The sequence below is a fragment of the Salinivibrio sp. PR932 genome, from assembly GCF_001996125.1.
Taxonomy (GTDB): Bacteria; Pseudomonadota; Gammaproteobacteria; order Enterobacterales; family Vibrionaceae; genus Salinivibrio; species Salinivibrio proteolyticus.
On the sequence record NZ_MUFM01000007.1, the window covers coordinates 74,120 to 99,004 of the forward strand.

General features: G+C 49.5%; 22 protein-coding genes and 2 tRNA genes. 13 read left to right on the plus strand and 11 right to left on the minus strand.

The features are described from left to right. Window positions 1-8 precede the first annotated feature (8 nt). From BZG84_RS05180 to BZG84_RS05195, 5 genes are all read right to left on the minus strand, one after another. Window positions 9-1,274, minus strand: coding sequence for an ABC transporter substrate-binding protein (locus BZG84_RS05180; protein WP_077678014.1), 1,266 nt, complete (start codon window positions 1,272-1,274; stop codon window positions 9-11). Then, entirely contained in the window at window positions 1,274-2,722 is a 1,449-nt protein-coding gene (locus tag BZG84_RS05185) for an ATP-binding protein (RefSeq protein ID WP_077456085.1), read from the minus strand. Before BZG84_RS05185 ends, BZG84_RS05180 begins: the two co-directional genes overlap by 1 nt. Next, on the minus strand, window positions 2,712-3,431 hold the full coding sequence (locus BZG84_RS05190) for a response regulator (RefSeq protein ID WP_069587752.1): 720 nt from the start codon (window positions 3,429-3,431) through the stop codon (window positions 2,712-2,714). Before BZG84_RS05190 ends, BZG84_RS05185 begins: the two co-directional genes overlap by 11 nt. Before the next feature lie 233 nt (window positions 3,432-3,664). Further along, window positions 3,665-3,766, minus strand: a complete 102-nt coding sequence (locus tag BZG84_RS16180; protein WP_096628241.1) for a MetS family NSS transporter small subunit — start codon at window positions 3,764-3,766, stop codon at window positions 3,665-3,667. Further along, the gene (locus tag BZG84_RS05195; protein WP_069587598.1) at window positions 3,763-5,250 is read right to left on the minus strand and encodes a sodium-dependent transporter; all 1,488 of its coding nucleotides are present in this window, start codon (window positions 5,248-5,250) and stop codon (window positions 3,763-3,765) included. Before BZG84_RS05195 ends, BZG84_RS16180 begins: the two co-directional genes overlap by 4 nt. Window positions 5,251-6,202: 952 nt before the next feature. Here BZG84_RS05195 and BZG84_RS05200 point away from each other — a divergent pair. The 5 genes from BZG84_RS05200 to emrD all read left to right on the plus strand — a co-directional run bounded on the left by BZG84_RS05200 (window position 6,203) and on the right by emrD (window position 10,734). Then, window positions 6,203-7,471: a patatin-like phospholipase family protein gene (locus tag BZG84_RS05200; RefSeq protein WP_241825754.1), complete on the plus strand. Its 1,269-nt coding sequence runs from the start codon at window positions 6,203-6,205 to the stop codon at window positions 7,469-7,471. Window positions 7,472-7,474: 3 nt separating this feature from the next. Then, window positions 7,475-8,032 (plus strand): sugar O-acetyltransferase, encoded by a 558-nt coding sequence (locus tag BZG84_RS05205; RefSeq protein ID WP_077479359.1) that lies wholly within the window; start codon window positions 7,475-7,477, stop codon window positions 8,030-8,032. A 119-nt stretch (window positions 8,033-8,151) separates the two neighbouring features. Beyond that, window positions 8,152-8,757 (plus strand): GTP cyclohydrolase II, encoded by a 606-nt coding sequence (locus tag BZG84_RS05210; RefSeq protein ID WP_077479360.1) that lies wholly within the window; start codon window positions 8,152-8,154, stop codon window positions 8,755-8,757. A 110-nt stretch (window positions 8,758-8,867) separates the two neighbouring features. Then, entirely contained in the window at window positions 8,868-9,329 is a 462-nt protein-coding gene (locus BZG84_RS05215) for a methyltransferase family protein (protein WP_077479361.1), read from the plus strand. 193 nt (window positions 9,330-9,522) lie between these two features. Further along, on the plus strand, window positions 9,523-10,734 hold the full coding sequence (gene emrD, locus BZG84_RS05220; RefSeq protein ID WP_077678015.1) for a multidrug efflux MFS transporter EmrD: 1,212 nt from the start codon (window positions 9,523-9,525) through the stop codon (window positions 10,732-10,734). Window positions 10,735-10,843: 109 nt separating this feature from the next. On the opposite strand, the gene BZG84_RS05225 is transcribed toward emrD, so the two are convergent. After that, on the minus strand, window positions 10,844-11,179 hold the full coding sequence (locus BZG84_RS05225; protein ID WP_077479363.1) for a DUF440 family protein: 336 nt from the start codon (window positions 11,177-11,179) through the stop codon (window positions 10,844-10,846). A 186-nt stretch (window positions 11,180-11,365) separates the two neighbouring features. Here BZG84_RS05225 and BZG84_RS05230 point away from each other — a divergent pair, with 186 nt between their 5' ends. The 3 genes from BZG84_RS05230 (at window position 11,366) to BZG84_RS05240 (ending at window position 14,761) form a co-directional block, all read left to right on the plus strand. Further along, window positions 11,366-12,208, plus strand: a complete 843-nt coding sequence (locus BZG84_RS05230; RefSeq protein WP_241825755.1) for a hypothetical protein — start codon at window positions 11,366-11,368, stop codon at window positions 12,206-12,208. A 350-nt stretch (window positions 12,209-12,558) separates the two neighbouring features. Continuing rightward, entirely contained in the window at window positions 12,559-13,929 is a 1,371-nt protein-coding gene (locus BZG84_RS05235; protein ID WP_235608149.1) for a YjiH family protein, read from the plus strand. Between the two features lie 184 nt (window positions 13,930-14,113). Then, entirely contained in the window at window positions 14,114-14,761 is a 648-nt protein-coding gene (locus tag BZG84_RS05240) for an esterase/lipase family protein (protein WP_077479364.1), read from the plus strand. 2 nt (window positions 14,762-14,763) lie between these two features. Here the strand turns inward: BZG84_RS05240 and BZG84_RS05245 are convergent, their stop codons facing one another. Both BZG84_RS05245 and BZG84_RS05250 read right to left on the minus strand, forming a co-directional pair. Continuing rightward, the gene (locus BZG84_RS05245) at window positions 14,764-16,035 is read right to left on the minus strand and encodes a DASH family cryptochrome (RefSeq protein ID WP_077663127.1); all 1,272 of its coding nucleotides are present in this window, start codon (window positions 16,033-16,035) and stop codon (window positions 14,764-14,766) included. A 98-nt stretch (window positions 16,036-16,133) separates the two neighbouring features. After that, window positions 16,134-16,466, minus strand: a complete 333-nt coding sequence (locus BZG84_RS05250) for a DUF3392 domain-containing protein (RefSeq protein WP_077479366.1) — start codon at window positions 16,464-16,466, stop codon at window positions 16,134-16,136. Between the two features lie 92 nt (window positions 16,467-16,558). Here BZG84_RS05250 and BZG84_RS05255 point away from each other — a divergent pair, with 92 nt between their 5' ends. Continuing rightward, on the plus strand, window positions 16,559-17,500 hold the full coding sequence (locus tag BZG84_RS05255; RefSeq protein ID WP_077678016.1) for a Gfo/Idh/MocA family protein: 942 nt from the start codon (window positions 16,559-16,561) through the stop codon (window positions 17,498-17,500). A gap of 13 nt (window positions 17,501-17,513) precedes the next feature. On the opposite strand, the gene BZG84_RS05260 is transcribed toward BZG84_RS05255, so the two are convergent. Continuing rightward, a complete protein-coding gene (locus BZG84_RS05260; RefSeq protein ID WP_198536712.1) occupies window positions 17,514-18,839 on the minus strand; it encodes an ABC1 kinase family protein in 1,326 nt (441 codons plus the stop codon). 666 nt (window positions 18,840-19,505) lie between these two features. Here BZG84_RS05260 and BZG84_RS05270 point away from each other — a divergent pair. The 4 genes from BZG84_RS05270 (at window position 19,506) to BZG84_RS05285 (ending at window position 24,590) form a co-directional block, all read left to right on the plus strand. Beyond that, window positions 19,506-21,179 (plus strand): methyl-accepting chemotaxis protein, encoded by a 1,674-nt coding sequence (locus BZG84_RS05270; protein WP_198536713.1) that lies wholly within the window; start codon window positions 19,506-19,508, stop codon window positions 21,177-21,179. A gap of 155 nt (window positions 21,180-21,334) precedes the next feature. Next, entirely contained in the window at window positions 21,335-23,083 is a 1,749-nt protein-coding gene (locus tag BZG84_RS05275) for a formate--tetrahydrofolate ligase (RefSeq protein WP_077480551.1), read from the plus strand. A 141-nt stretch (window positions 23,084-23,224) separates the two neighbouring features. After that, entirely contained in the window at window positions 23,225-23,698 is a 474-nt protein-coding gene (locus BZG84_RS05280; RefSeq protein ID WP_077480549.1) for an NYN domain-containing protein, read from the plus strand. 67 nt (window positions 23,699-23,765) lie between these two features. Further along, window positions 23,766-24,590: a Cof-type HAD-IIB family hydrolase gene (locus tag BZG84_RS05285; protein WP_077480547.1), complete on the plus strand. Its 825-nt coding sequence runs from the start codon at window positions 23,766-23,768 to the stop codon at window positions 24,588-24,590. 114 nt (window positions 24,591-24,704) lie between these two features. Here the strand turns inward: BZG84_RS05285 and BZG84_RS05290 are convergent. Then, window positions 24,705-24,781: transfer RNA gene (locus BZG84_RS05290), tRNA-Val, on the minus strand. A 13-nt stretch (window positions 24,782-24,794) separates the two neighbouring features. Continuing rightward, window positions 24,795-24,871: transfer RNA gene (locus tag BZG84_RS05295), tRNA-Val, on the minus strand. Window positions 24,872-24,885: the final 14 nt, after the last annotated feature.

The window sequence follows — 24,885 nt, forward strand, 5'->3', positions numbered from 1 at the left end:
CTGTTGAATTAGGCCTGCGCAGATAAAATGGCGCGATAGAGGGCTTGGGTCGCCTCCTCGGGTGTTTGCTTAGGGTTATAAAAGAACTCATTAATCACATCAAAAATCGCACTTTGGACGTAGCGGGTGGTCGACAATCCATGCGACATGCTTGGGCTAAGTGTGTTGTGCTGCTCGGCGTAGAGAAAGGCCTGACGCGATTTTTCGGCACAGGTGTCCCCGTTCGGAAGTGGGATATCAAGGCGAATTGGTAGTGAGCCTTTGTAGCGATTGAAATCGCGCTGAAACTGTGGTGTTAACAAGTATTCAGCCATATCCGTTTGGCTTTGTCGCTCTTCGGCATTGTTTGGCTTAAAAAAGACAAAGCTATCTATGTTATAGCTAAACGCTTGCTCCGTACCGGGGACCGCGACACAGGTAAAGTTTTTTCCTTCTTGCTGATTTGCTGCAAGAAATTCACCTTTCGCCCAATCGCCCATCACTTGCATGCCTGCTCGGTTATCGATCAATAATCGTGTGGTGTCACTCCAATTCCGGCCGAGATTGTCGGAGTCGGTGTAGGGGCGCATTTTGGCCAATAGAGAAAATGATTTTGTGACACCGTCACTTAATAGCGCCTCGCGATCAAAGTCGAGAAAGGCTTGTTGATAATGTTCAGGCCCCATCACGGATAAGGCGAGTGTGTCGAATAAGGTCGCTACCTGCCAAGGTTCTCCGCCTAATGCCAGTGGGATATAGCCAGCCTGTTGTAGTTTATCGGCAGCGGTAAAAAAGCTTYCAAAATCATGGGGAATGGCAGCCCCCGCGTCCTTGAAGGCACGTAGATTGATCCAGAGCCAGTTGACGCGGTGAATATTAATTGGGGCCGCGACATAATCCCCTTGGTATTGCATCACGTCACGAAGCGGGGCTGGAATTTTGTCTTCCCAGTGTTCTGCTTCCGCAATGTCATTGAGGTTGCGTAAAAAGCCTAAACGCGCCCATTCGGTAATCTCTGGTCCTTTAATTTGTGCGGCGAGGGGAGGATTACCACTGATTGCGCGGATCCTTAAGGTATTCATCGCGCTGATCCCCGCTTGTCCGCCGACCGCAAAATCACGCCACTGATGACCGCGTTGCTCGATCCCGGCGCGTAAAACGGAGGCCGCTTTGGCTTCTCCCGCCGATGTCCACCAATGGAGCACTTCCACCTCGCTGGCATGGGCGGCAGGCGTAATATACAGCAGTGTCGATTGAATGACGCTGGCGCACAGTGTTTTAAGAGTCAATCGCATTATTCTTCTACCCGTGGAAAACTAATATCGACTTGCAGGCCACCTTCATTGCGGTTGCTGAGTACCATGTCACCGCCGTGGGCATGAATAATATCACGCGCAATGCCAAGCCCTAACCCTGAGCCCTCGTTATCGGTGTGAAGGCGCACGTAGGGGTCAAATACCGAGTCGAGCTCTTCTTCCGGGATCCCTGGCCCTTGGTCGATTAGGGTGATATCCAGCGTATGTTCGGCATCCATCACATAGATGGTGACTTGTTCGCCGTATTTAACGCCGTTATCAATCAAATTAGATAGGCAGCGTTTAAACGCCAGAGGTTTACAGGTAAAGCCTTTCACTGCCTCACATTCGATGGTGACACGCACCCGATCTTGATTGTGGGGCTCGGCAATTACCGCCAAGAAATCAATCACATCAATCTCGGCCATGTTTTCGTGAATGTCGGTATCACGCACGGTTTGAACGGCGCCTTTTACCATGATTTCGAGCTCATCCAAGTCTTTGTTCATTTTGGCGGCTTGGATGTCATCATCAATCAATTCTGCCCGCAGACGTAATCGGGTTATCGGGGTTTTTAAATCATGTGACATCGAGCGAAACAGGGTTTCACGCTCTCGCAAATGCCGTTGTAATCGACGCTGCATACGGTTGAATGCGCGCGTCACAATCGCGATCTCTGCAGCGCCTTCTTCTTTGAGTGGTGGTTGTTCAATGTCTGTACTAAACAGGTTCGCCGCTTTCGCTAAGCGTTTGAGTGGCCGCGCTTGTTGACGAATTAAACTGTAAGTAAACAACAACAGTAACGCGGTGATCACCACAATAAAGACCACCTGATCCGCCGTGATCAACGTATCGTCTAAGGTGACATACGGCGCGGGGAGCAGGGCTGCGATGTAAATCCACTCATTGCTTTTGAGCTCCATTTGCACCACCAAAATAGGGGGATTAAGTGGCTCAAGGCTCAGAGTATGATGCGCCCATGATTTGGGTAGGTCGCGGAGTAATATGTCGTTGTTTAAGACGCGCAGCGTCTCGGGGCGGGAAAATTCCACGTCAATGGTGCTCAGCGCGGGCAGTTGCGCCTCTAGCACTTGCGAGACGGTATTGACCGCTACCTGTTTCGCTTGGGTCTCTTCTATAGGGGTGATGTTGATTTTTTCTTTGTTGAAAGAGACAAAAAAACGGGTTCCGCCCATATTGCGTAGTTGATTTAATGCGATATGGCGGTACGCGACGGGCAAGGACTGAAAAAAGGTGGTTGTCGACGCGAACATATTCGCCAAGCTGGCTGACGCGGACTCTAACCCCGCCAGCTGCGTGCGTTTGGATTGGGTGTACCAAATTGATGTCGCGATCACCTGTGCGAGCACGACGGACAATAGGGTAAGGAGCAGCGTACGCGAGAGGAGAGAGCGCGGCACGAGCCGTTGTAACCACTCATGATTCATATTGGATCTCAGCGACAAACATATAGCCCGCACCGCGGACGGTTTTGATTAGGTTTGCTTTACCATTATCACGCAGGCGCTGTCGTAGGCGGCTTACTTGGACATCTATGCCTCGTTCTTGTGGCTGAGCGTCGCGGCCTCGGGTGGCTTGGCTAATCGCGTTGCGATCTAACAATTGGTGGGGGTTATCTATAAACAACATCAGCAGCGCATAATCCGATGCCGAGAGTTCAATCTCCATGCCGGTGACCACTTGATGGAGCTGTTGTGTCGCCGGCTCCAAGCGCCATTGCCCAAACCGAATCGCTTTCGGCCGCGATAAGGTCGTTTCTTGCAATTGTTGGGTGCGGCGAAGCAAAGCACGAATACGCGCAATGAGCTGGCGAGGACTAAAGGGTTTGGCAATATAATCATCCGCGCCCAGCTCTAAGCCAACGATTTGATCGGTTTCATCAGACACCGCGGTGAGCATAATGATTGGCACGCTGGAGTCTTTGCGAATGGCTTTACATAAGGTAAACCCATCATCACCGGGAAGCATCACGTCAAGTAAGATAAGGTCTGGGTATTGGACCGCAAGCTTCGAGCGCATTTCATGACCATTTTGCGCGGTGGTCACTTCATATCCTGCTTTGGACAGATAGGCCTGCAAAAGCTCGCGAATTTCTACATCGTCATCAACCACTAAAATGCGTTTGGCTGCAGCCATAGCGCCGATACCCTTTCTTACCAACATCAATGAGCGCCATTATCGGTGGTTTGGGCCTGTGATGCTACTGACAATGACGCACTTTGCATAATTAATCAGCGACTTGATCAAGGTCAGACCACATACCCTAGACAGGACGAACGAGAATGCAGGCAAACGAAGAATAAAATCGCTGGAAACGAAAAAGCCCTCCGAAGAGGGCTTTAGAAACCTTAGTGAGATGCCAGACAGGATTACTCGCTATCGCTGTGCATCGCTTTGTGAATACACAGTGCCGCGCCACCCCATGTGACCGCGAAACCAATGATCATCATTACAATTGCGCCTGTGGTCATGATTCTGTCTCCATATCGCGTGCGGGCGTTGTGGTTGAATTCACGATGATGCCAACCACAACCATGGCTGCGACGAGCCCCCAACCTAGGGTGATGAGTTCGAACTGTGCATAGCCGCCGTATCCTTCATTAACCGTGTTGATCAAGTTTTTGGTGATGATCACGGCCAACATAATTGGGCTGACAAAGCGGATACACACTTCCATCCACTGGCCAACACTAAACTCAGATACGCGGTTAACGTATTGGCGAATATCGGAAAGTTTCACCAACCAGCCGACGACAATGAGCTCAATCAAACAGCTTGCTAGCAGCGCTACGTTGTTGACGAAGTAGTCCACTAAATCGAGAAGCAACAAGCCGCCGTTAGTTGCAAAGGCCATCGAAACCACGAAGCCAACGCCGCAGACGGCTGTCGCTGCCTTTTCACGTGCAAGGTTCAGCTTATCCATGATCGATGCAGTCACTGCTTCGATAATCGAAATGTGTGAGCTCAGCCCAGCGACGACGAGCGCAAGGAAGAACAATGGCCCGAGGATGTAGGGGATCGGCAGTAAGTTGATCGCCGCTGGTAGCGTGACAAAGGCAAGTCCTACGCCGCCACTGACAACATCGGTAATGCCTTTGCTTTGCTCTGCCGCCATGTAGCCCAAAATGGAGAAGATCAATACCCCCGCCACAATGGAGAAGCCACAGTTGATCAGCACTGTCATCAAGGCGTTGTTGTTTACGTCCGATTTTTCAGGCAGGTAGCTGGAGTAGGCCAGCATGATGGCAAACCCAACGGACAAGGTGAAGAAAATCTGCCCATAGGCGGCCGACCACACTTTTGCATCTAACAACTTGCTAAAGTCAGGCGCAAATAAGTAGTTCAAGCCATCGAGGGCACCCGGCAGCATCACTACGCGGCCAATCAGCAAGATCACCATGATGAATAGCAGTGGCATCATAATCTTGCTGGCTTTTTCAATCCCGCCTTTGACGCCACGATAGACGGCTGCATAAGTGATTGCCCATGCGATGATCATCGGAATAGCAATATGCCATTGCCAATCGCCTAAGTTGGTGGGTGAATTTTCTCCCAGCTTCAAATAGTCAGAGAAAAAGAACGCGTTGGTATCTGTGCCCCAATCCTGGCCAAACGAGAAGCCAAAATAAGAGATGGCCCAACCAATGACGGCAACATAGTAAATACCGATGGTTGCGGCGATCAGAACTTGGAACCAGCCTAACCATTCGAACTTGGTATTGAGTTTAGAAAAGACCACAGGCGACGAGCCGCGGAGTTTTTTGCCTAACCCAAACTCCATGATCATAAAGGGGATACCGGCGGTTAGCATGGCGAAAAGGTATGGAATAAAAAAGGCGCCGCCACCGTTTTCGTAGGCCATATAAGGGAATCGCCAAATGTTCCCCAAGCCAATTGCTGACCCGACAGCGGCTAAAATAAAGCCAGCGCGCGAGCCCCATTGTTCTCGTTTCATATCTACTCCTTTGCGAATCGCTACCATCTTTCACCATATAGGTATCGCAGTGTTGTGAGGCTGCAGATCGTTTTATGGCTTATATGAAAGAAATAGCACATTCCCACAATTATAAGTTTTAACTTCCTGTTGCCCGTATGTTGAAATTTTTATCTAGGACGGGCATTGATGGCAGATTAAGCACTGGTCAGGCCTAAATCAATAGCCGCAAAACCAAGCAGTTAGCACAAAAATTTTTGTTAACTTGGTGTAAACAATTATAAGTGGTGTTTCATGCTGGGCTTTTACTTTTGATGTAGACGATTGAGCTGTCAAAATTATCAATAGAGGCGAATGATCGTTATTTTGATTTGCTGTCTGGGTGACGAAAAAAACAGCAAAATGCCCCCTTGAATTGAAGTTCACACAGGTATCTTTACTCGCGGATCCTCACGATGAGGATAGGGAAAACATGATGATCGCCTCAGATTCGCCATTTTATTCGCTACATAATAGCGATATTTTTCATCTTTTAATCAGTAGTTTAGCTTTGTAAGAGCCCACTTAGTCGACGTCGGTGCAGCTTTGACAGGAGAGGGTATATACTTGGATTAATAGGTATTGCACCTGATCCGCGGCGTCTTTGGGGTTAATCATTATGTCAACAAGGAGTATCAGCATGGATAAAACACTTGCATACGCACTGACAACCGCTGTTTGCGCGCTGGGTATGATTTTCACTTTTGCTGCTGTCGCTGTGTTGTCTTAATTATCATCGGTTCGCTGTTAACGAGAATGGACACTGGCGCCCTAACTGTGAGTAGCTACGTTGCGCAGTAAGCGTTACCATGCACAGCGGCCAGCGTGCTGGAAGTGAGCTAACACACTGAAAGCGATGCGTTAATCAAGAGCTGTACGCTAATAAAGAGCTTTGCTCGCATAAAGCGTTATGCAAGATGAATAAGGGGCGAAAGTGTTAAGAAGTAAGCAAGCTTTGACAGACAACTCTCCCGGTACGGCAATGCCAATTGCTCCGCGCCATTTTACCCGGCCACAGCGTATCGCGCTGGTACTGCAGGGAGGCGGGCAACGCGGGATTTTTACCGCAGGCGTGCTTGATGCATTTCTTAATGTCCGATTTGATCCATTTCAACTTTATTTAGGGACGTCTGCCGGCGCACTCAACTTGACGGCGTATGTATGCCAGCAGCATCGCTACGGGCATCGGTTTATCACTGAGCTCACCACGCAAGAGCGCTTTTTCCACCTGATGAAGTACGTGCGCCGCCAACACCATATGGATTTAGATTGGGCGCTTAGTACGGCATTGCCGGGTCATGAGGCTGCGCTGGACATTGAAACAGCGAAGCTACACTTGAACGGAAGAGAGGCCTACGCGTGCGTGACTGAGGTTGATACCCTGAAACCGGCCTTTTTCTCGATTACCGATGACACTTGGCCAGATGCACTCAAAGCAACCTGTGCCATCCCTTTGCTTTATCCGCATCCTGTTTGCATTAATGGTAAGCGCTATGTTGACGGTGGCGTGAGTGCCGCGGTGCCGGCGAAAGAAGCCTTCGCCCGTGGGGCGGATATTATTGTAGTGATTCGCACTGAGCCGGCGTTGGAGCAAGACAAAGGCGGCCCAGAAGATCAGAGCCATTTTTTGGATACATTACGGACCAAGTTTGAAGCCAAAAAGCCGCATTTTAAGATTTCTGACTATCTCTCTAATTTTGAATTTAAGTACCGTCTAACCCGATTTGAAACCTTTCAAAAGGAGTTGAACAAGCAGTTAGCCGAACTCTCCGAACGCTACAAATCTAGCCGTGAGCAATGGGTGAGTCGTGTTCGCGATGGAATGAGAGAAAAAGCGATGCAAAACGGCGGACGCTGGCTCTTTGGCGGTGACACGATTTATCGGTTGCAGTCGTTATCGGGTAAACCGCTGAGCAGCGAGATGCTCAAAATGCTCACTACGCACTATCAAAGCTATCAAAACGAATTACAGTTTTTAGCCGAGCCACCACCTCGTGCACAGGTGTTACAAATCGCGCCGAGCGCACCGCTACAAAGCAGTGCATTATTGAGCAAGCCTGAGCAACTCGATGCGGACTATCAACTGGGCTTATCGCTTGGCAATCAGTTTATGGCGCAATACGGCGATGCTCTCAATACCATATCAACCGTTAAAAGTGAGGCTTTTGAGCCCAACTCAATAGCGTTACCACACCAAGGATAGGCGATGACGGAGTTTGAAAAAATGCAGCGGGGGTTACCGTATTCCCCAGCCGATGAGGAATTAACCTTATTTCGCTATGCTGCGCGCCGCTTATGCCAACAGTTTAATCGTATCGATCCTGAAGACACCGATAACCTTGCGATAGTAACGACCAAGTTGTTTGCAGGGATTGGATCCAATGTGGATATTGATGCGCCGTTTTTTTGTCACTACGGAATGAATATCGAAATCGGCGATAACGTCAGTATTGGACCTAATTGCACCATGCTTGATGGGGCCCATGTTCGGATTGGGCATAATGTCAGCATCGGTCCCAATGTGGGTATCTATACCACGCGCCATCGCGTACTCCCGCTCGACATTGCTCGTGGAGAGTGTGAAACCTCACAAAGCGTGATTGTCGGCAATAACGTCATTATCGAAGGCAACAGTGTGATCAAAGCAGGCGTTGCGATTGGTGAAGGTGTGGTGATTGAGGCGGGATCGGTGGTGGATACAGATATCGAACCCTTTTCCATAGTGGCAGGTAATCCAGCAGAGGTTGTCCGGCGTTTACAATAGAGGTAGCCATTACTTGGGTGGGAAATGTTATAATATAACATTTTCTAATTGGCATCCTGGTAACGCTGTAGTAATGTTAACGCCCTGATTCGGGTGTCAGTAGTAAGAGACAAATTCTAATGGTAAAAGTAAGGGCTCGGGTGCCTCTGAACGTTGGAGTAGGGAGCCATATCCCTGCCGAAATTCTATCTTTTGAAGGACTAGCGTCTGGACAGGAGCACGTTGCGCTTATTTTTAAACAAGCGGACGTGACCGATCAAACTCCCCTAGTGCGAATGCATTCTGAGTGCTTAACGGGCGATGTATTCCATTCATCACGGTGTGATTGTGGTGAGCAGCTCGAAGAAACGATCCAAAAGATGGGTGAAAATGGCGGGATTATCCTCTATCTTCGTCAAGAAGGGCGTGGAATTGGCCTATACAATAAGCTTGATGCTTATGAGCTGCAAAGCCAAGGCATGACTACTTACGAAGCCAATAACCATCTTGGCTTTGCGGACGATTTACGTGACTTTACTGAAGCCGCACAAATGCTAAAAGCCTTGGACATTCATCGCATTCGGTTAGTGACCAACAACCCGAAAAAAATTGAAGAACTCCAAGCTGCCGGTATTGACCTCAAAGAAGTGATTGGCACCAAAGCGCACCTCAAAGAAGGTAATCGCAATTATTTAAAAGCTAAAATTGAGTATGGCAAACATCGTCTGAATATCGAGCAAGACTAAGTGGTAGTGAGTTGTGCTTAGTCGCAAACTTTACGGAAGGGCAGTGACAGTCACTGCCCTTTTTCGATACAGTGCGGCGCGATATATAAGCTTTCACTCAAGGACGAGTCATGAAAACGCAATTTTGGCAGTATATTTTCCCACCTTTGCCGCCCATTGCGATGTTACTTACCGTGGGCTTCGGTGTGTTGCTCAACCACTATTTTTCTTTTCCGTTCACATTAGGTTCGCCATATTGGGCTGTATTTCCTCTTACGCTCGCCATTGGATTGCTGGTGGCGGCGAAATGGGCATTTCATCGTCATCACACCACCGTTGATCCAATCAAAGAGCCATCAGCCCTGGTTACAACCGGCATTTATGCCTATACGCGCAATCCGATGTATCTCGCTTTGGTATTGCTCATCGTTAGCGCTGGATTCTACTTTAACTCTCTTTGGTGTTGGGGCTTGGTTCCCGCCTATATGGCCTACCTGTCAATGACCTTTATCTTCTCTGAAGAGCGGCGACTCGCTGCGCATTGGCCTGACGCATTTGCTGAATATCGGGCACACGTCAGACGCTGGATTTGAGATTATAAAAACTAATCTCAACTATGATAAAGAATCGTGTTGCGGCGACTCATCGCCCATTGCTTTCCTCACTGCTCAGGCCTATTATCGCGCTGTCTTTGGTTGTGATGTTTTTCGTGTTTCTAGCGTAAAGCTTTGCAACATCCACTTATCAAATCATTATTTCGCATAATTCATTTTTAGGAGTGTAGGAATGTCTTCGGCAATGCCTATGGGTAAGTTGTTGCTGCTCATTGTAATGCTGGCTGCGGTGGGTCAAATGACTCAAACCATGTATGTTCCATCGATTGCAGCGATGGCCGCAGATTTCTCGGTATCACCGGCGCTATTGCAGGCGGTGATGGCGTGCTACTTGATCCCGTACGGGCTGTCTCAGTTTATTTATGGCCCCATCTCCGACCGCATTGGGCGTAAGCCCGTTATTTTGGCCGGGCTTGCCTTATTCTTGGTCGGGACAGGGATCACGCTGTTAGCACATTCCTATTCGTGGTTTTTAGTGGGTAGTGTGGTGCAAGGCGCTGGGATTGGCTGTGGTGGCGCCATGGCGCGAACCTTAACCCGAGATTGTTTCTCTGGCGCGAAGTTGCACCGTGCCAACAGTTTGGTGAGTATGGGGCTTATTTTCTCACCATTAATGGCGCCTTTATTAGGAGGATACCTTACCGAGGTGTTGAACTGGCGGGCGAGTTACTTTTTCTTGCTGCTGCTAGCGATCGTGGTCTATGCAGTGATGGCGCTGCGTTTTACCGAAACGTTACCGCAAGAGGCTCGTCAGCCCGGTAATTTTATCGGTCGTTACCGCCATGTCATGAGCTCGCGGCGTTTTCGAGGTTACCTATTGTGTTTGATTACGGTCTTCTCGGGCGTGTCGGTCTTTGAAGCGGCCGCTGGGGTGATTATGTCTGATGGATTACAATTATCACCGACGCTGATCAGTGTCCTTTTTGTCGCGCCACTGCCTGCCTATTTAGTGGGATCGGGCCTATCTAGCCGCTTTGCCGATACCATAGGCTACTACGCGACATTGACGCTGGGTAGCGTAATGGCATTAATGGGAGCAGGGATCCTTGTTGTATCAGGACTAATGGGCGAGATTTCTGTGTATAGCTTAATTGGTGGCGGTTGTGTGTATTTTGCCGGTGCAGGCGTGTTATTCCCAGCGGCCAGCACGGGGGCACTGAGCCCATTTCCTTATCATGCGGGCACAGCCGGTGCTATCTTGGGGGGCGCTCAAAACCTGCTTGCGGGTCTTGTGACGCTAGCGGCCAGTCGATTAGGTGTCGCGAGTCAACTTTCTCTGGGCTCAATGATGCTTGCTCTCGGCATACTCGCGAGCATTGGCTTAATGATGAGTTATCGTGCGGACCAACACGGGGACGATCCCACCTCGGCACCAGTCCACTAAGGATACAAATGCAAACGGCAGCATGGGCTGCCGTTTTTAATTTCTCATCCTGACCATAGCGGTCGAGAAAGGCGAGCTGCCACGTCAATCATAGACGTGAGGTCTGCCATCAGTGCAGTTGTGTGGGGCTGCGTTTCCATAGTAAGTGACAGAATTTTTCTTCCGGATCACGGCTGAGTAGCATACGCACAAACACATCGGCCAAGGCGCCTTCTTTTGCCATCCCAATTTGTACTTCCGCACAGTGGGCGAGGTTGATGTCAGGCCCGACATGCTCAGGCCAATCGCTGCCGACTTCAACCACGATGGCGCCGCCGTCTTCCTCAAAATGGGATTCGTATGCCGCCAAATCGTCATACTCCAAATTATCTGGTGCCATCTCCGCGAAGATCTCAAAGGCGGTTTCGAGGATCTCATCCAAGCTCATTAGCGCTGATTGCGTCATTGGGTGTTCTCTATTCGTTCTGGGCGTGCTCGGACTATACCACGGTGGTTACGAATTCTCAGCCCGTCAATTATCCAACGCGACAGCTGGCAAGGATTATGCTTAACTTTACGCAAACGCCTGTACTCAATTTAAGCAAGCGCGTTGATACAGGGTGAGATTCGGTGGTAGAGCGTTGATTTGTCCATGCAGATGACCAACAATAGCGCACGCATTCAACCTTGTGTGAAAGTCGTGACTCAGTTGCAATCTCAAACGGCTTATTTACCAGAGCCGGATCGGCGCTCGCCGTTACAACCCGAATTTATCCCTGTCATGGTCAAAGCGATCAAACAGCTTCGTGCTTTGATCGGTAAGCGGCTTCACAGTGTCTACGTGAGCGGCGATATTGTCTGGCGTCGTGCGATAGTGGGGGAGTCTGTCCTGCATTTAACCGTGGTATGCCACCAACCACTAACGCTTGACCAATCCAGTGCCATGAATACCTTATTGTGGCGAATTAAAACCAGTCATAGCAAAGTCATCGATGGCTGTCATATCGACACAGTGACAGTGTCACAAGTTCGTGATTTGGCCGAAATCTTTCACTGGGGCTTCTTTTTTAAACATCGTGCAATGTGCCTGTATGGCCAAGATCTTTCCGAGAGTTTTGGCCATTTCGAGGCGAGTTGGGAAGTGGCGAAAGCGATGAATCCCGATTTGAGCGGTAAACTCGCACGTGCCAAGCATAAAATACAAGCGGCCACGACATGGAATACGCAACTGACTGCAGCACAGCGCATTGCCGATACCTTAATTCGTGGTGCGTTTGGTTTGGTATTGCATAAAGAAGGGACGTGGACGGAATCACTACCTGACTGTGCAGAGTTGTTTATTAAGCATTATCCTGCTAAACAACAAGCAATTGAGCGACTTTTTATCCTGCTAGATCGCAAACCTGTAAAAAAACGTGCTGTTATGATGCTCCTCAATGACTTTGGTGACTGGTTGATCAAAGAATATGCACGTATTGACTTTAAAATCGGTTAGCAGGACCAATACGCAGTGTATATCAGCTCGTTATCCAAAAACGTGGTTACGATAATCTGTGAGCTGGCCCACCTTATACCCTACAAGTTGCTAACGGAATCTGATCTTGGTCAATAAAATAGTGTAACAAACTTTTCACAAATGAAGGTTTGATGAACTATAAAACGCAATTGAGCCGTGGTAGTTGTGCTCTACAGATGTATTTATTCAGTATTTATGACTAAATAAACATTTACATCGCATGCATGATTCGGTAATCTCGATTGCAGATAGTCACTGTGAGTGAATAATTAATCGACAATTCGTCGTTTTGTCACGGTGATACAAATAAAAATTCAGGATTCAGACGTATGCAAAAAACTGACTCTCTCTCGACGACGGTGCCTTCGATGAGAAATATTCTGATGTTCGCCATCCCATCGCTTCTTGGCTTACTTCTCTTTATGACGCCGGTAAACTTCGGCGATGGTGTCACTATTCCCATTGCGGTCATGGCCGGAAGCGTTCTTGATTTATTGGGCGGCTCGGCAACTGCTGTGGTCACCGCATTGGTGGTTTTCAGTGCGGTCACCTCATTGATTGTTACGCTAACAAAACCCCGCTTTATTACTCGCCACGGTTTTCTCAACGGCCTATTCAATGTTTCACCGATTTGGCTAGCCACCCGTGTGATCGGTGGTGTATTTGTTGCCATGACCTTCTTCGGTTACGGGTCTGAACTTATCATGGGTGAGCTCACTGGCGCGTTCGTGCTTAATGATTTGCTGCCTATCCTGCTTTCTGTGTTTATTTTTGCCGGATTGCTGTTGCCATTGCTGACCAGTTTTGGCCTGCTGGAAATGTTAGGCGCCGTTTTCACTAAAGTGATGCGTCCATTATTTGGCTTGCCTGGCCGCTCGGCGGTTGACTGTGCGGCATCTTGGTTAGGCGACGGCAGTGTCGGTATCTTGATGACGAGCAAGCAATACGAGCAAGGTTTTTACACACAGCGTGAAGCTGCGGTTGTCGGCACCACCTTCTCTGCGGTATCGATTAGCTTTAGCTTGGTTGTGATTGCCCAAGTTGACTTGATGCACATGTTTACTTGGTTCTATTTAGCAGTGTGTCTGGCGGGGATTGCTGCAGCGATTATCGTTCCTCGTCTTCCGCCGCTTTGCTGGAAAAAAGACGAGTTGATTGACGGCTCAACCCGCCAATCGAACGAAGAAGTGTTACCTGAAGGCCATACCACGCTGAGCTACGGCTTACAGTGCGCGCTTAACCGTGCTGAAAAAATTCGCTCGGTGAACAGCGTGCTCAAAGAAGGGGCTCAAAACGCGGTTGATATGGTGCTGGGCGTACTCCCTGTTGTGATGGCGATTGGTACAGCGGCATTGATGGTGGCTGAGTACACCAGTATCTTTAACGTACTGGGTGCACCGTTTGTTCCTTTGCTTGAGCTACTGCATATTCCCGAGGCGGTCAAAGCATCAGAAACTATGGTGATTGGTTTTGCGGATATGTTTATCCCTGCCATTCTTGCCGCGGAAATTGACAACGAAATGACCCGCTTTGTGATTGCAGCGATGTCTGTCACCCAGCTGATTTACATGTCAGAAGTTGGTGCTTTGCTGCTAGGCAGTAAAATTCCAGTCAAAATCTGGGAACTGTTTGTGATCTTTATTTTGCGTACCTTGGTGACCTTACCGGTGATCGCGGGTGTCGCACATTTGATTTTCTAAGCCGATAGGCCAAGAACAGTCTGTTAAGCGCCTCGCGTTTTCAACGTGAGGCGTTTTTTTTGGGTCACGAATTCATGCAGTAGCACCTTATGCTTGGTATGGTAAATGCGCGCGAACTATCTGGCATGTTACCCCTCATCTATCACCAACATGATGAGCGGTAAGGGTTTAATAAGGAGATGGGATGAAAATAGTGACACTTCATGGGCTGTACATGCACGGTGTGTTTTTGATCCCGCTAAGTGAACGCCTAGAAAAGCAAGGACATGAGGTGCTCAACCTTTCTTATAACACCCTAGATCCGGACTTTGAGCAAATTGCTCGTCGCATCAATGCGTTTATTGATCATCAGCCCACGATTTTAATCGGCCACTCGATGGGCGGGCTGATTATTCGCCGCTATTTGGAGCAGAGTGCGCAACTAGACGATAACCCTGCTGATGCGGTGCACGCGGTGATTACCCTCGGCACCCCCCATCAAGGCGCAACACTGGCCAAAGTATTTGAGGATTTAGGGTGGGGCGGCTGGCTGTTCCAACGGAGCCAATCTATTTTATTGCCCGATGAGGTGATGCCCTGGCAGGGATTACCGCCTTTGCACAGTATTGCCGGAAATTGCCCGTGGGGCCCAGTATCGCTGCTGATAAAGAACCAAGTTTGCGACGGCACTGTGCTGGTCGAAGAAACTAAAATCGAAGGCATGAGCAGTCATGATATCTTTCCGCTCACCCACATTGCATTGCTTTTTTCTCGTCGGGTGAGCGATAAAGTGATCGCCATTATCGACAGCTACCAGCCTGCTTCCGAACCTGCCGCACAAGTTGAACCCTAACGCTAATGTGACGGAACCTCATCGGCGAGCCAGCGAGCAATAAACGTTCCTTCAGGGTCGTATTGTGCAGTTTGCTTGTCGAGATTAAACCGACGACTGCCGCGAGGATCTGCACCGACACCGGCGAGGTATTGCCAATTACCATAGTTAGCGGCGACATCGAAATCAATCAGTTGTTGCTCAAAGTAAGCAGCGCCGTAACGCCAGTCCACACCTAGCTCATTCACCAAGCAGCTCGCGACTAATTGACGACTCCGGTTCGACATCCAGCCTGTGTGTTTTAGCTGGCGCATGGCAGCGTTGACGATCGGAAAATCGGTATTGCCTTCACGCCATGCCATAAAGGCTTCGGCATAAAACGTAGTGAGCGGACGTTTATCGGCAATGCCCTTAAAGCGGAAAAAGCGCGCTCCGTAGTGATACAACATCCACTGGAAATATTCCCGCCATAGGAGCTCAAAATAGAGCCAATAGGTGGACTCATTTTTCTCCACATTGCGCTCATAACGGTCCAGCTCTGCAGCGACCCAACGCACAGACAAACAACCATTGGCTAGCCATGCGGATAAGCGGGATGAAAAATCCCAACCATCCAAACCATTTCGCGTCTCTTTGTAGCGTTGAATACGATGGGTATCCCACAAGTAATGATTCAGTTGCGCGCGACCAGCAATCTCTCCACCTTGATAAGGGGCAATACGGCGATCCGATAAAGGCGCGGGCTCGGTAACTATGCCATCGATAGGGCGCGGTAAGGACTCTGGCACCGCAAGCGGCAAACGTGGCGGAATGTCGCGCTTTTCGACCGCTTTTCTAAATTGCGTAAAGGTGGCAGGAATATCGGGTAAATCAAAGGGTAACTGATGCTGACTAAACAGCGTATGTGCATCAGACACCACCACACGCTGTGGAAACCGGCTAACAAGGGTATCTATTTGCTGGCGCTCAAAGGGGCCTGGGTGATCGGTGACGCCAATAACATCAATCTGGTGTTGGGTACACAGGTCGGCAAGCACTTCCAAAGGTGTGCCTGTTCTAATGATGAGCTTTTGTCCCATGACATCGAGCGCACGATGAAGTTCGATAAGGCTTTGCCACAAAAACGCTTCGCGCTGAGGGCCGAGGTGTTTACTTTGGAAGTGATCCGCGCGTGACCAGCGCGGATCAATGACAAACACACAGGTAAGTTCGTCACAGCTCGAAGCAAGATTGGCGAGCGCAGGGTTGTCATGAATTCGAAGGTCGTGGCGAAACCACATCAGTCCGCGTTGCATGTTGATCTCCTTTTTCTCGCCAATACGCCGAGAATCGACATCCAGATTGATCAGTAAGTATGGATGCCGATGTTTTAAACAGCGAATTGGGTCTAGGATTAGATCTGTCGTTGACGTTGCGCCCAATAGCCAACAAACACAAAGATACCTACCACGGCGCACATTAGCCATTGATCAGGCCAGGCGCGCATTTTCGTGGCGAGCCAAGGAGACACTGCCACAATAAATGCGCCGTAGCCAAATGCATTGATGCCGATAAACACTAAGGTGCGGACAAAAAAGTTGTGGCCGGTCAGTAAACGACGCAGGGTACGGTTAATGTCGTTACCAAACACCACCAATAAAGATGCGGTGACCGCAATGGCGATTTCGTTTAACCAAGGGGTTAGCCAAGCACCGCCTTGGGCAAGCCAAGAGATAATAATATTCATAATTCGTCACACTCTGTAGAATGCTGCTAGGTTACTGATTTCTACTAGCGACTTCCAGCCTCAACGTAAGTCGCGTGCGGTAAGGAGAAAACATGAGAATTGCCTCAATAGGGTTGGGTGACATCGCCCAAAAGGCATACCTGCCACTACTTGCAACCTGGCCCGATCTCGACTGGGTCTTGTGTAGCCGCCAAGCCGATACACTCGCGAAATTGGCGCAGCAGTATCGGGTAGCGCACACAGCAGCCAATGTTGAAGAAGTGTTAGCGCTGAACGTGGATGGGGTGATGATTCATGCAGCCACTCATGCTCATCCGGCGTTGGTGCGTCCGTTCTTAGCCGCAGGTATTCCCGTGTTTGTCGACAAACCGGTGGCCCAATCGGGGGCGGATGTTGAAGCCCTCTTTAACCTTGCAGAAAAGCATAATACGCCTTTGTTTGCAGGATTTAATCGCCGTTATTTGCCGTTGTTAAACGCCCATTTAAACGGCCAGCGCCCAGAAGATGAACTCGGCTCGCCATTGTTATCGTTACGGTGGGAAAAGCATCGTCATGCGCTGCCAGATGCGCCCCGTCGGTTTATTTTCGATGACTTTATTCACCCGCTTGACAGTATTAACCTGCACGGTGACATGAACATTGATGATTTGGATGTGTTTGCCCAGTTTGATGAAGGACTGCTCGCGCGTTTAGATATTCGTTGGCATCGCGAGAATAGCTTATTTGAAGCCAGTATGAATCGCCAATACGGCGCCACCAAGGAAACCATTGCCGCAGCCTATCGTAACGAGTGCTACTTCTTTGATGGATTTACGCGCGGTGAGCGTATGCAAGACAATCAAGTCGCGCAATTGTCTCTCCCTGACTGGACAGGCATGCAGGCCAGTAAAGGGTTTGAAGCCATGTTGACCCACTGGTTTGAGGTCGTCAACACGGGTCGGATCGATGCCGCTATTACCGCACGCAGTGTGGCCTCTCATTGGGTGGCCGAAGACTTAGTCGCCTACTGTGAAGCGCTGCGAGACAATGGTTAATTCGCTTGCATGATTAGGCTGTTTTTACGCGCTCTGCCGTGAGGTAAGGCATTAGCAGGGCTCGCACATTTAAAGTGACATCCAATTTTGCAGCCAGCAAATATAGCCCCGCAATTTTACGATGCAAAAATAGCGCATCCGCCGGTGGTGTGTGCCAATAGCCTTGCTCCATACTCAGCGCCATCCCACGGTTACGTAAACGGGTGGCTAGATCGGCTTGACCAAAATTAAAGGGTGCATCCGTCGCTATTGGCTCACAGGCGGTGTTCACAAGCTCAAGTACACTGGCTTTTTGCTCCGGTAAGATCGCCTCGGCAAAAAAGCCAATCTGAGTCAGCGCTGCGTCAATGCCGGGGTCATCCTTTTCAATGGCAGCTAAGAACAGCTTACGGTAGCCCTCAGTAAATCGTGAGGTGTACTGACGAGTGGCACCAAAATCGAGCAAGACGATACGGCCGCTTTCTGGTTGGTATAAATAATTGGCGAAGTTAGGATCCGTTTGCACTTCCCCAAACACAAACACCTCTTCAAAGAGTAGGGTGAAGAGTTGGCTCACCGCACGATGACGCACTGCAGGCTCGGCTTTTGTTAGGGTTTCAATCGGCTCTCCCGCCATATAATCCATGGTCAACACGCGATCTGTGGTTAAGGTTGAATGGACAGTGGGCACTACCAAATCCGTATGAGCATTCAGCCGCTCGTTAAAGCGCATCATGGCATTCGCTTCTTTACGATAATCGGCTTCATCATGCAGCTGTTGCTTCGCTTCATCGAGTAAGGCTTGGTAATTCGCTTCTTTGGGGATCAGGCCACTTAAGCGCAGTAGGGTGATCACATTATCCACATCGCTATCAATGCTGTCTTTGATGCGCGGGTATTGCACCTTTACCGCTACTTTTTCACCGGCATCGGTATAGGCTTCGTGCACTTGGCCTATCGACGCTGACGCGATGGGCGAAAACCGAAAGTGGGTAAAAGCTTGCTTCCATTCGGGCCCCCACTGCTCGGTGAGTACTTGGTTAAGCTGGGTAGATGGCATAGGCGTGGCATGATTGCGTAATCGAGCCAATAAATCACTGAGCTCGGGTGGGATCAAATCTCCCGCATCCATTGACAGTAACTGACCGACCTTCATTGCCGCGCCGCGCAAATCCGCCAGTTTATCCGCTACATGAGCAATATTAGTCGGCGACATCACCAAATCTTTACGGCTCGGCCGATTGCCTTGTGCAAACTGCTTCGCACCTTCCCACGCCACATTCGACGCCACACGCCCCGCTAGGGAAGCCAGAGCTCCTAAACGAGAATACCGCCCATGAGGAACCTTGCTACTTTTCATCACCGTCTCCTTGTTAACCATTAAAGATACGGCAAAAGCAGGGTAATGGTTTGGTGGTAATTACAAGCTATTGATTTTAAGGCGCAACTCACCGGATAATTGCCAACTTGTACGTGCTTAGCTCCCCACTCCTGCGTGGAAGTGACGTAATCGTTATAAGCATGGATGAGAGTCTTTTATAGAAGCGTGATAAAAATAAAAATGAAGTCACTATTACTAAAAACACTTAAAAGCTTAATACTCTTTGTTGTTCTTCCTTTTCTAGTCAGTTTCGGGACCACAAAGCTGTTTTCAAACTACGAATACTGGGGTTTCAGCGAGTACAAAGCAGGTATTCACTCTGGCGTGATAACGTTTATCACCATCATGACTTCTAAGGTCGGTGCATATCTAGACCGTAAAAATAGAGTCATTAACACAGAGCGAAGTCATAGTGCGCTCGATAATTGATCCTATATTCCTCTCTCCACAGATAATCATGGGATGAAAAATCACACCCACGCCACGACATGACACGATGCCTACCAGTTACATGACACTTCAACCAGTATCACAGCTTCGCTAATTGAGTGTTGTTTAGTTCATAGAAAACAGCTGGTTATATTTTATCCTGTCTAGCTAAGTAGTAGCATTTGCTTACAAAATTAGTCTGTAGGGTAAATGCTAATGAAGCTGATGTTTAAAACAAAAATACTGCTGCTTGCCATTGTGCCGCTTATTGCTTCGATATTGATTTTGAGTGCGATCACGGCACATAACGAGCGGACATTAATAGAAGAGAACATTGCCACGTTTCGGGAAAAATTAGTCAACGAGCGTAAAAAACAACTCGAAGAAGTGACTCAGGTGGCGGAGAACATTGTCAAACGCATCAACCCCGGTGCCAGTGAGGCACGTCTGGCGGCGCTTAAAACGGCGCTTACTGATGTGAAATTTGGCGAAGCGGGTTACTTTTTTATCTACAACAAACAGGGGATTAATGTGTTTCACCCTGTTAAACCAGCCCTTGAAGGGAAAAACCTGATTAATTTTACCGATCCTAAAGGCAACAAGGTTATTCAGGGCCTGCTTGAGGCCGCACAGCGAGGCGATGGCTTTTTCAATTTTATGTTTGACAAGCCCGGCGCTGACCAGCTGATTGAGAAAATTGGCTATGCGGTAATGATCAATAACGGACGATGGTTGCTGGGTACCGGTGCCTATATCGATGATATCGAGCGAGAGGTAGCCGCTTATCGCAGTGAAGCAGAGCAAGCACTGGATGTTCAAATATGGCGTTTAACCTTGCTTGGGTTGGGCACGGTGATTATTACGGTGTTGCTAGTGAGCTGGTTTGCGCAGCGTATTGGTGAACCGGTGAAAAACATGCTCGATAAGCTTAATGATATTGCCAGTGGTGAGGGTGATCTTACCCAGCGCTTGCACGTGCAWGGCCATGATGAGATAGCGCAACTTGGTTATGCGTTTAACCGCTTTGTAGAAAAGCTGCAGCAAACCATTCAGCGAGTCGCTCAGGTCACCGCGCAAGTGAATAGCACTGCCTGCGATATGGCGCGGCAGACCGCAACGGTGGCCCAGCACTTACAAACTCACGATAACGAAACCGAGCAAGTGGTGACCGCGGTGACAGAGATGAGCTCTGCTGCGCAAGAAGTGGCACAAAACACCACGCAGGTTGCCGATGCGGCTACGTCTGCCACCCAAGATGCGCAAAACGCGCAAACCCAAGTGCATGAATCTATCGCGTCGGTTGAGCGGCTGGTGGCGAAAATGAGCGAGTCGAGTCAGCAAGTGGATCAGCTTAAAGCTCAGTCGGATAAAATTACCTCAGTACTGTCTGTGATTGGTGAAATTGCGGAGCAAACCAATCTGCTGGCGCTAAATGCGGCGATTGAAGCCGCCCGTGCGGGCGAGCAGGGCAGAGGCTTTGCGGTGGTGGCCGATGAAGTGCGGACTTTAGCCAGTCGCACTCAAACCAGCACCCATGAGATCCGTGACATGCTTGATGGTCTGCATGTGCATGTGGATAGTGCCGTGAAAACCATTGCCGACAGCGATCAAGAGTGCCAAAGCATGGCAACGATTTCAGCGCAAATTGGCGAGCGAATCACCTCAGTGAGCGCGGCGTTCTCGCAAGTAAACGATATGACCTCGCAAATTGCCAGTGCGGCGTCAGAGCAAACTACGGTCACGGAAGATATTCATCGTAATCTGGTATCGATTCGCGACATTGTCGCTAGCCTGTTGACCTCAAGTGAGGCATCGTCACACGCGGCGGAAGAGCTGAGCTCGCTTGGTCAAGATCTTGATACCTTGGTGGGGCAATTTAAAGTCGCCTAATTCAATAGCATGATCATTATTCTCGGCACACGGGATAAAAAGTCATAAAGGACGCTTACCGCAAGCGTCCTTTCGCTTTACAATAGCTATTTTAGCGGTATTATGCTGACGCAAACGTTTGCTTATAACATATTGTGCGCTATTGAGAGGGTTTCATGCTGCCTGATGTCGAGATCTGTCGTAACACCACACTCGCCCCCATATCTGCCATTGCCAAGCAAGCTGGCCTCCTTGACTCAGAGTTTAAAACGCAAGGTAGCTATAAAGCCAAAATCTCTCTCGATTGCTTAAAGCGTCTTGCCCCCAAGCGAACGGGAAAGTTAGTCCTGGTCACCGCCATCACTCCCACACCCTTGGGTGAGGGCAAAACCGTCACCACCATTGGTCTGGCGCAAGGCTTGGCTAAGCTGAATCATTCTGTAACGGCCTGTATTCGTCAGCCTTCGATGGGGCCCGTATTTGGTGTGAAAGGTGGCGCAGCTGGCGGTGGTTATTCGCAAGTGGCTCCGATGGAGGAGCTTAACCTCCACCTGACGGGAGATATTCATGCGGTGACCGCGGCGCACAACTTGGCTGCTGCGGCTATTGATGCGCGAATCTATCACGAGCAACGTCGAGGTTATGACGATTTTGAGGCGCGCAGTGGCTTAAAAGCGTTAAAAATTGACCCAAGTCGCGTGGTGTGGAAGCGGGTGATGGATCATAACGATCGCGCCTTGCGCATGGTGACTGTGGGTAAAAACGAGCCGGGTAAAACCATCAACGGCTACGAGCGTGAGGGCGGGTTTGATATCTCGGCTGCCTCTGAGCTAATGGCGATTCTGGCGTTGGCGAGCGATCTTCGCGATTTGCGTCAGCGCATCGGCCGTATCGTGTTGGCTTATAGCCATACTGGTGAGCCGATCACCACCGAAGATTTGCAAGTGGCTGGCGCGATGGCGGTCAGTATGAAAGAAGCGGTTGAACCCACCTTGATGCAAACCCTAGAAGGCGTGCCTACACTGATTCACGCTGGTCCGTTTGCGAATATTGCCCATGGCAATTCGTCGATTATCGCCGATAACATTGCGCTAAAGTTGGGTGATTATACCGTCACGGAAGGCGGTTTTGGCTCGGACATGGGGTTTGAAAAAGCCTGCAATATCAAAGCGCAAGCATCCGGTAAAGCGCCAGACTGTGCAGTGATTGTGGCGACATTGCGCGGCTTAAAAGCCAACTCGGGTCACTACAATTTACAGCCTGGTCAGCCTATGCCCGACGCGCTCTTTGCGGATGATGATGAAGCATTAGCAGCAGGGTTCGAAAACCTCAAATGGCATATCAATAACGTGACTCAATATGGTGTGCCGGCGGTGGTGGCGATTAATCGCTTTCCACAAGACAGTGATGCGGAGCTTGCGACACTCAAGGCGATGATTGAAGCACTGCCCAACAAGGTGCGAGTAGCGATCAGTGAAGGCTTTGCCCAAGGTGGCGAGGGTACGCGTGAACTGGCGAAGCAAGTGGTCGCGCAATGTGAAACCAACGCATCATTCTCGCCCTTGTATCATGCCCAGCAAAGCTTGGAAGAAAAGTTGATGGCGGTTGCGGAAGTTGGTTATGGCGCGGGAAGCGTGACGTTAAGTGAGACCGCGAAACAGCAACTGCAACAATTTAAAGCGCAAGGGTATGACGGTTTGGCAGTCTGTTTGGCGAAAACGCCGCTGTCTATTTCAACCGATGGTGCGATAAAAGGTGCTCCCAAAGGCTTTGATGTACCGATCCGCGAGTTGAAATTATGCGCGGGTGCCGGATTTGTCTATGCCTTATGCGGCAACGTGATGACTATGCCCGGCCTACCGGAAAAACCGGCGTTTATGAATCTCGACCTCGATGATGAAGGTAATATTATTGGGTTGAGTTAATGATACTAACCCTCGTGAGAGCCGCTGTTGTCAGCGGCTTTTTTGTTTTTGCTAGATGCGGCCGCGCTTGTGATTATCTTCACGGTCGTGTGATGTGGTATCCTCTCTGGCTTCAATTCTCCCACCGACTGTGAGCCTGACTTGAAAAAAATCGCGGTTTTTGTCGACGTTCAAAATATCTACTACACCACACGTCAAGCCTACGGACGTCAGTTTAACTATCGCCAGTTATGGCAAACCCTCAATGATATGGGGGAGGTGGTAACTGCGTATGCCTATGCCATTCGCCGCGATGACGATCAGCAAATCAAATTTCAAGATGCCCTGCGCCACATTGGCTTTACCGTCAAGCTAAAACCCTATATTCAACGTGCTGATGGCAGCACCAAAGGGGATTGGGATGTGGGGATTGCCATTGATGTGATGGAATCCGCGCCCGAGGTTGATACCGTGGTGCTGTTATCAGGAGACGGAGATTTTGACTTGCTGATGAACAAAATCCGCGCGCGCTATCACACTGAAGCGATCGTGCTTGGTGTGCCTTCCCTAACGGCTAATTCCTTGGTGAACAGTGTCGATCGCTTTATTGCGATTGAAGACGATATGTTGTTGTAGGCACGGCGTTTAGTTTGCAGTTCTGGGACAGTTTCTGATTTTATTTTGATGTTGAAGTGAGTAAACGATGTACAAATTAATCGCCCTAGATATGGACGGCACCTTGTTAAACAGCGAGAAAGCAATATCTGCTGAGAATAAACAAGCCATTGCCCGCGCGCGTGAGAAAGGCGTGACTGTGGTATTGGCGTCTGGTCGGCCGCTTGAGGGCATGCAGCCTAAGCTAGACGAACTGGGAATCGGGTCGGATAAAGACTTTGTGCTGTATTACAACGGCTCGATGGTGAAAAACGTAGGGACCGATGAGGTGATCTTGCAAAAAGGGCTTGACGGAAAAGCCGCCAAAGCGCTGGCTCAGCATGCCGAGGCACTGGGTGCTTATGTGCATGCATTTAGTACTGAGCACGGTTTGATTACACCAGCACAGAATCCGTATACCGAGATTGAAGGCAAGATCAACGGCCTAGATATTACCGTGATGGATTTCGAGACCCTAAGCGATGATCATCCGATTATCAAAGTGTTGATGGTGGCAGACCCAAGCAAGTTAAACGAAGTGATCAGTGCGTTACCATCCGCGCTACGCGAGGAATTTACGGTAGTGCAAAGTGCGCCTTTCTTCCTCGAGTTTTTAAACCCTGCTAGTAATAAAGGGGCGGGGGTAGCTGCCATTGCAGCGCATCTAGGCATTCAACCTGATGAAGTGATTTGCATGGGCGATGCTGAAAACGATCACGCAATGTTGGAATACGCAGGCCTTGGCATTGCGATGGCGAATGCTATGGAAGCAACCAAGCAAATCGCGGATTACATTACCGAGAGCAATGATGAGCACGGTGTGGCCAAAGCGATTGAAAAGTTTGTGTTAGCAGCGGATAGCGCCGTAGCGTAAAACGAACAAGCATGAACAAATGGGGTGGGTGTTTGTGCCTGCCTCGCTTTAAGGAACGAGTAGCGGTCTTTGCGTAAAACAAAAAAGCCTGCTTAAAAGCAGGCTCTCTGGAAATGGTGCGTCCGGGCAGACTCGAACTGCCGACCCCCGCCATGTCAAGGCGGTACTCTAACCAACTGAGCTACGGACGCGAATTTCAAAATGTGGTGCGTCTGAGTGGACTCGAACCACCGACTTCCACCATGTCAAGGTGACACTCTAACCAACTGAGTTACAGACGCATAATTTAGTGTTT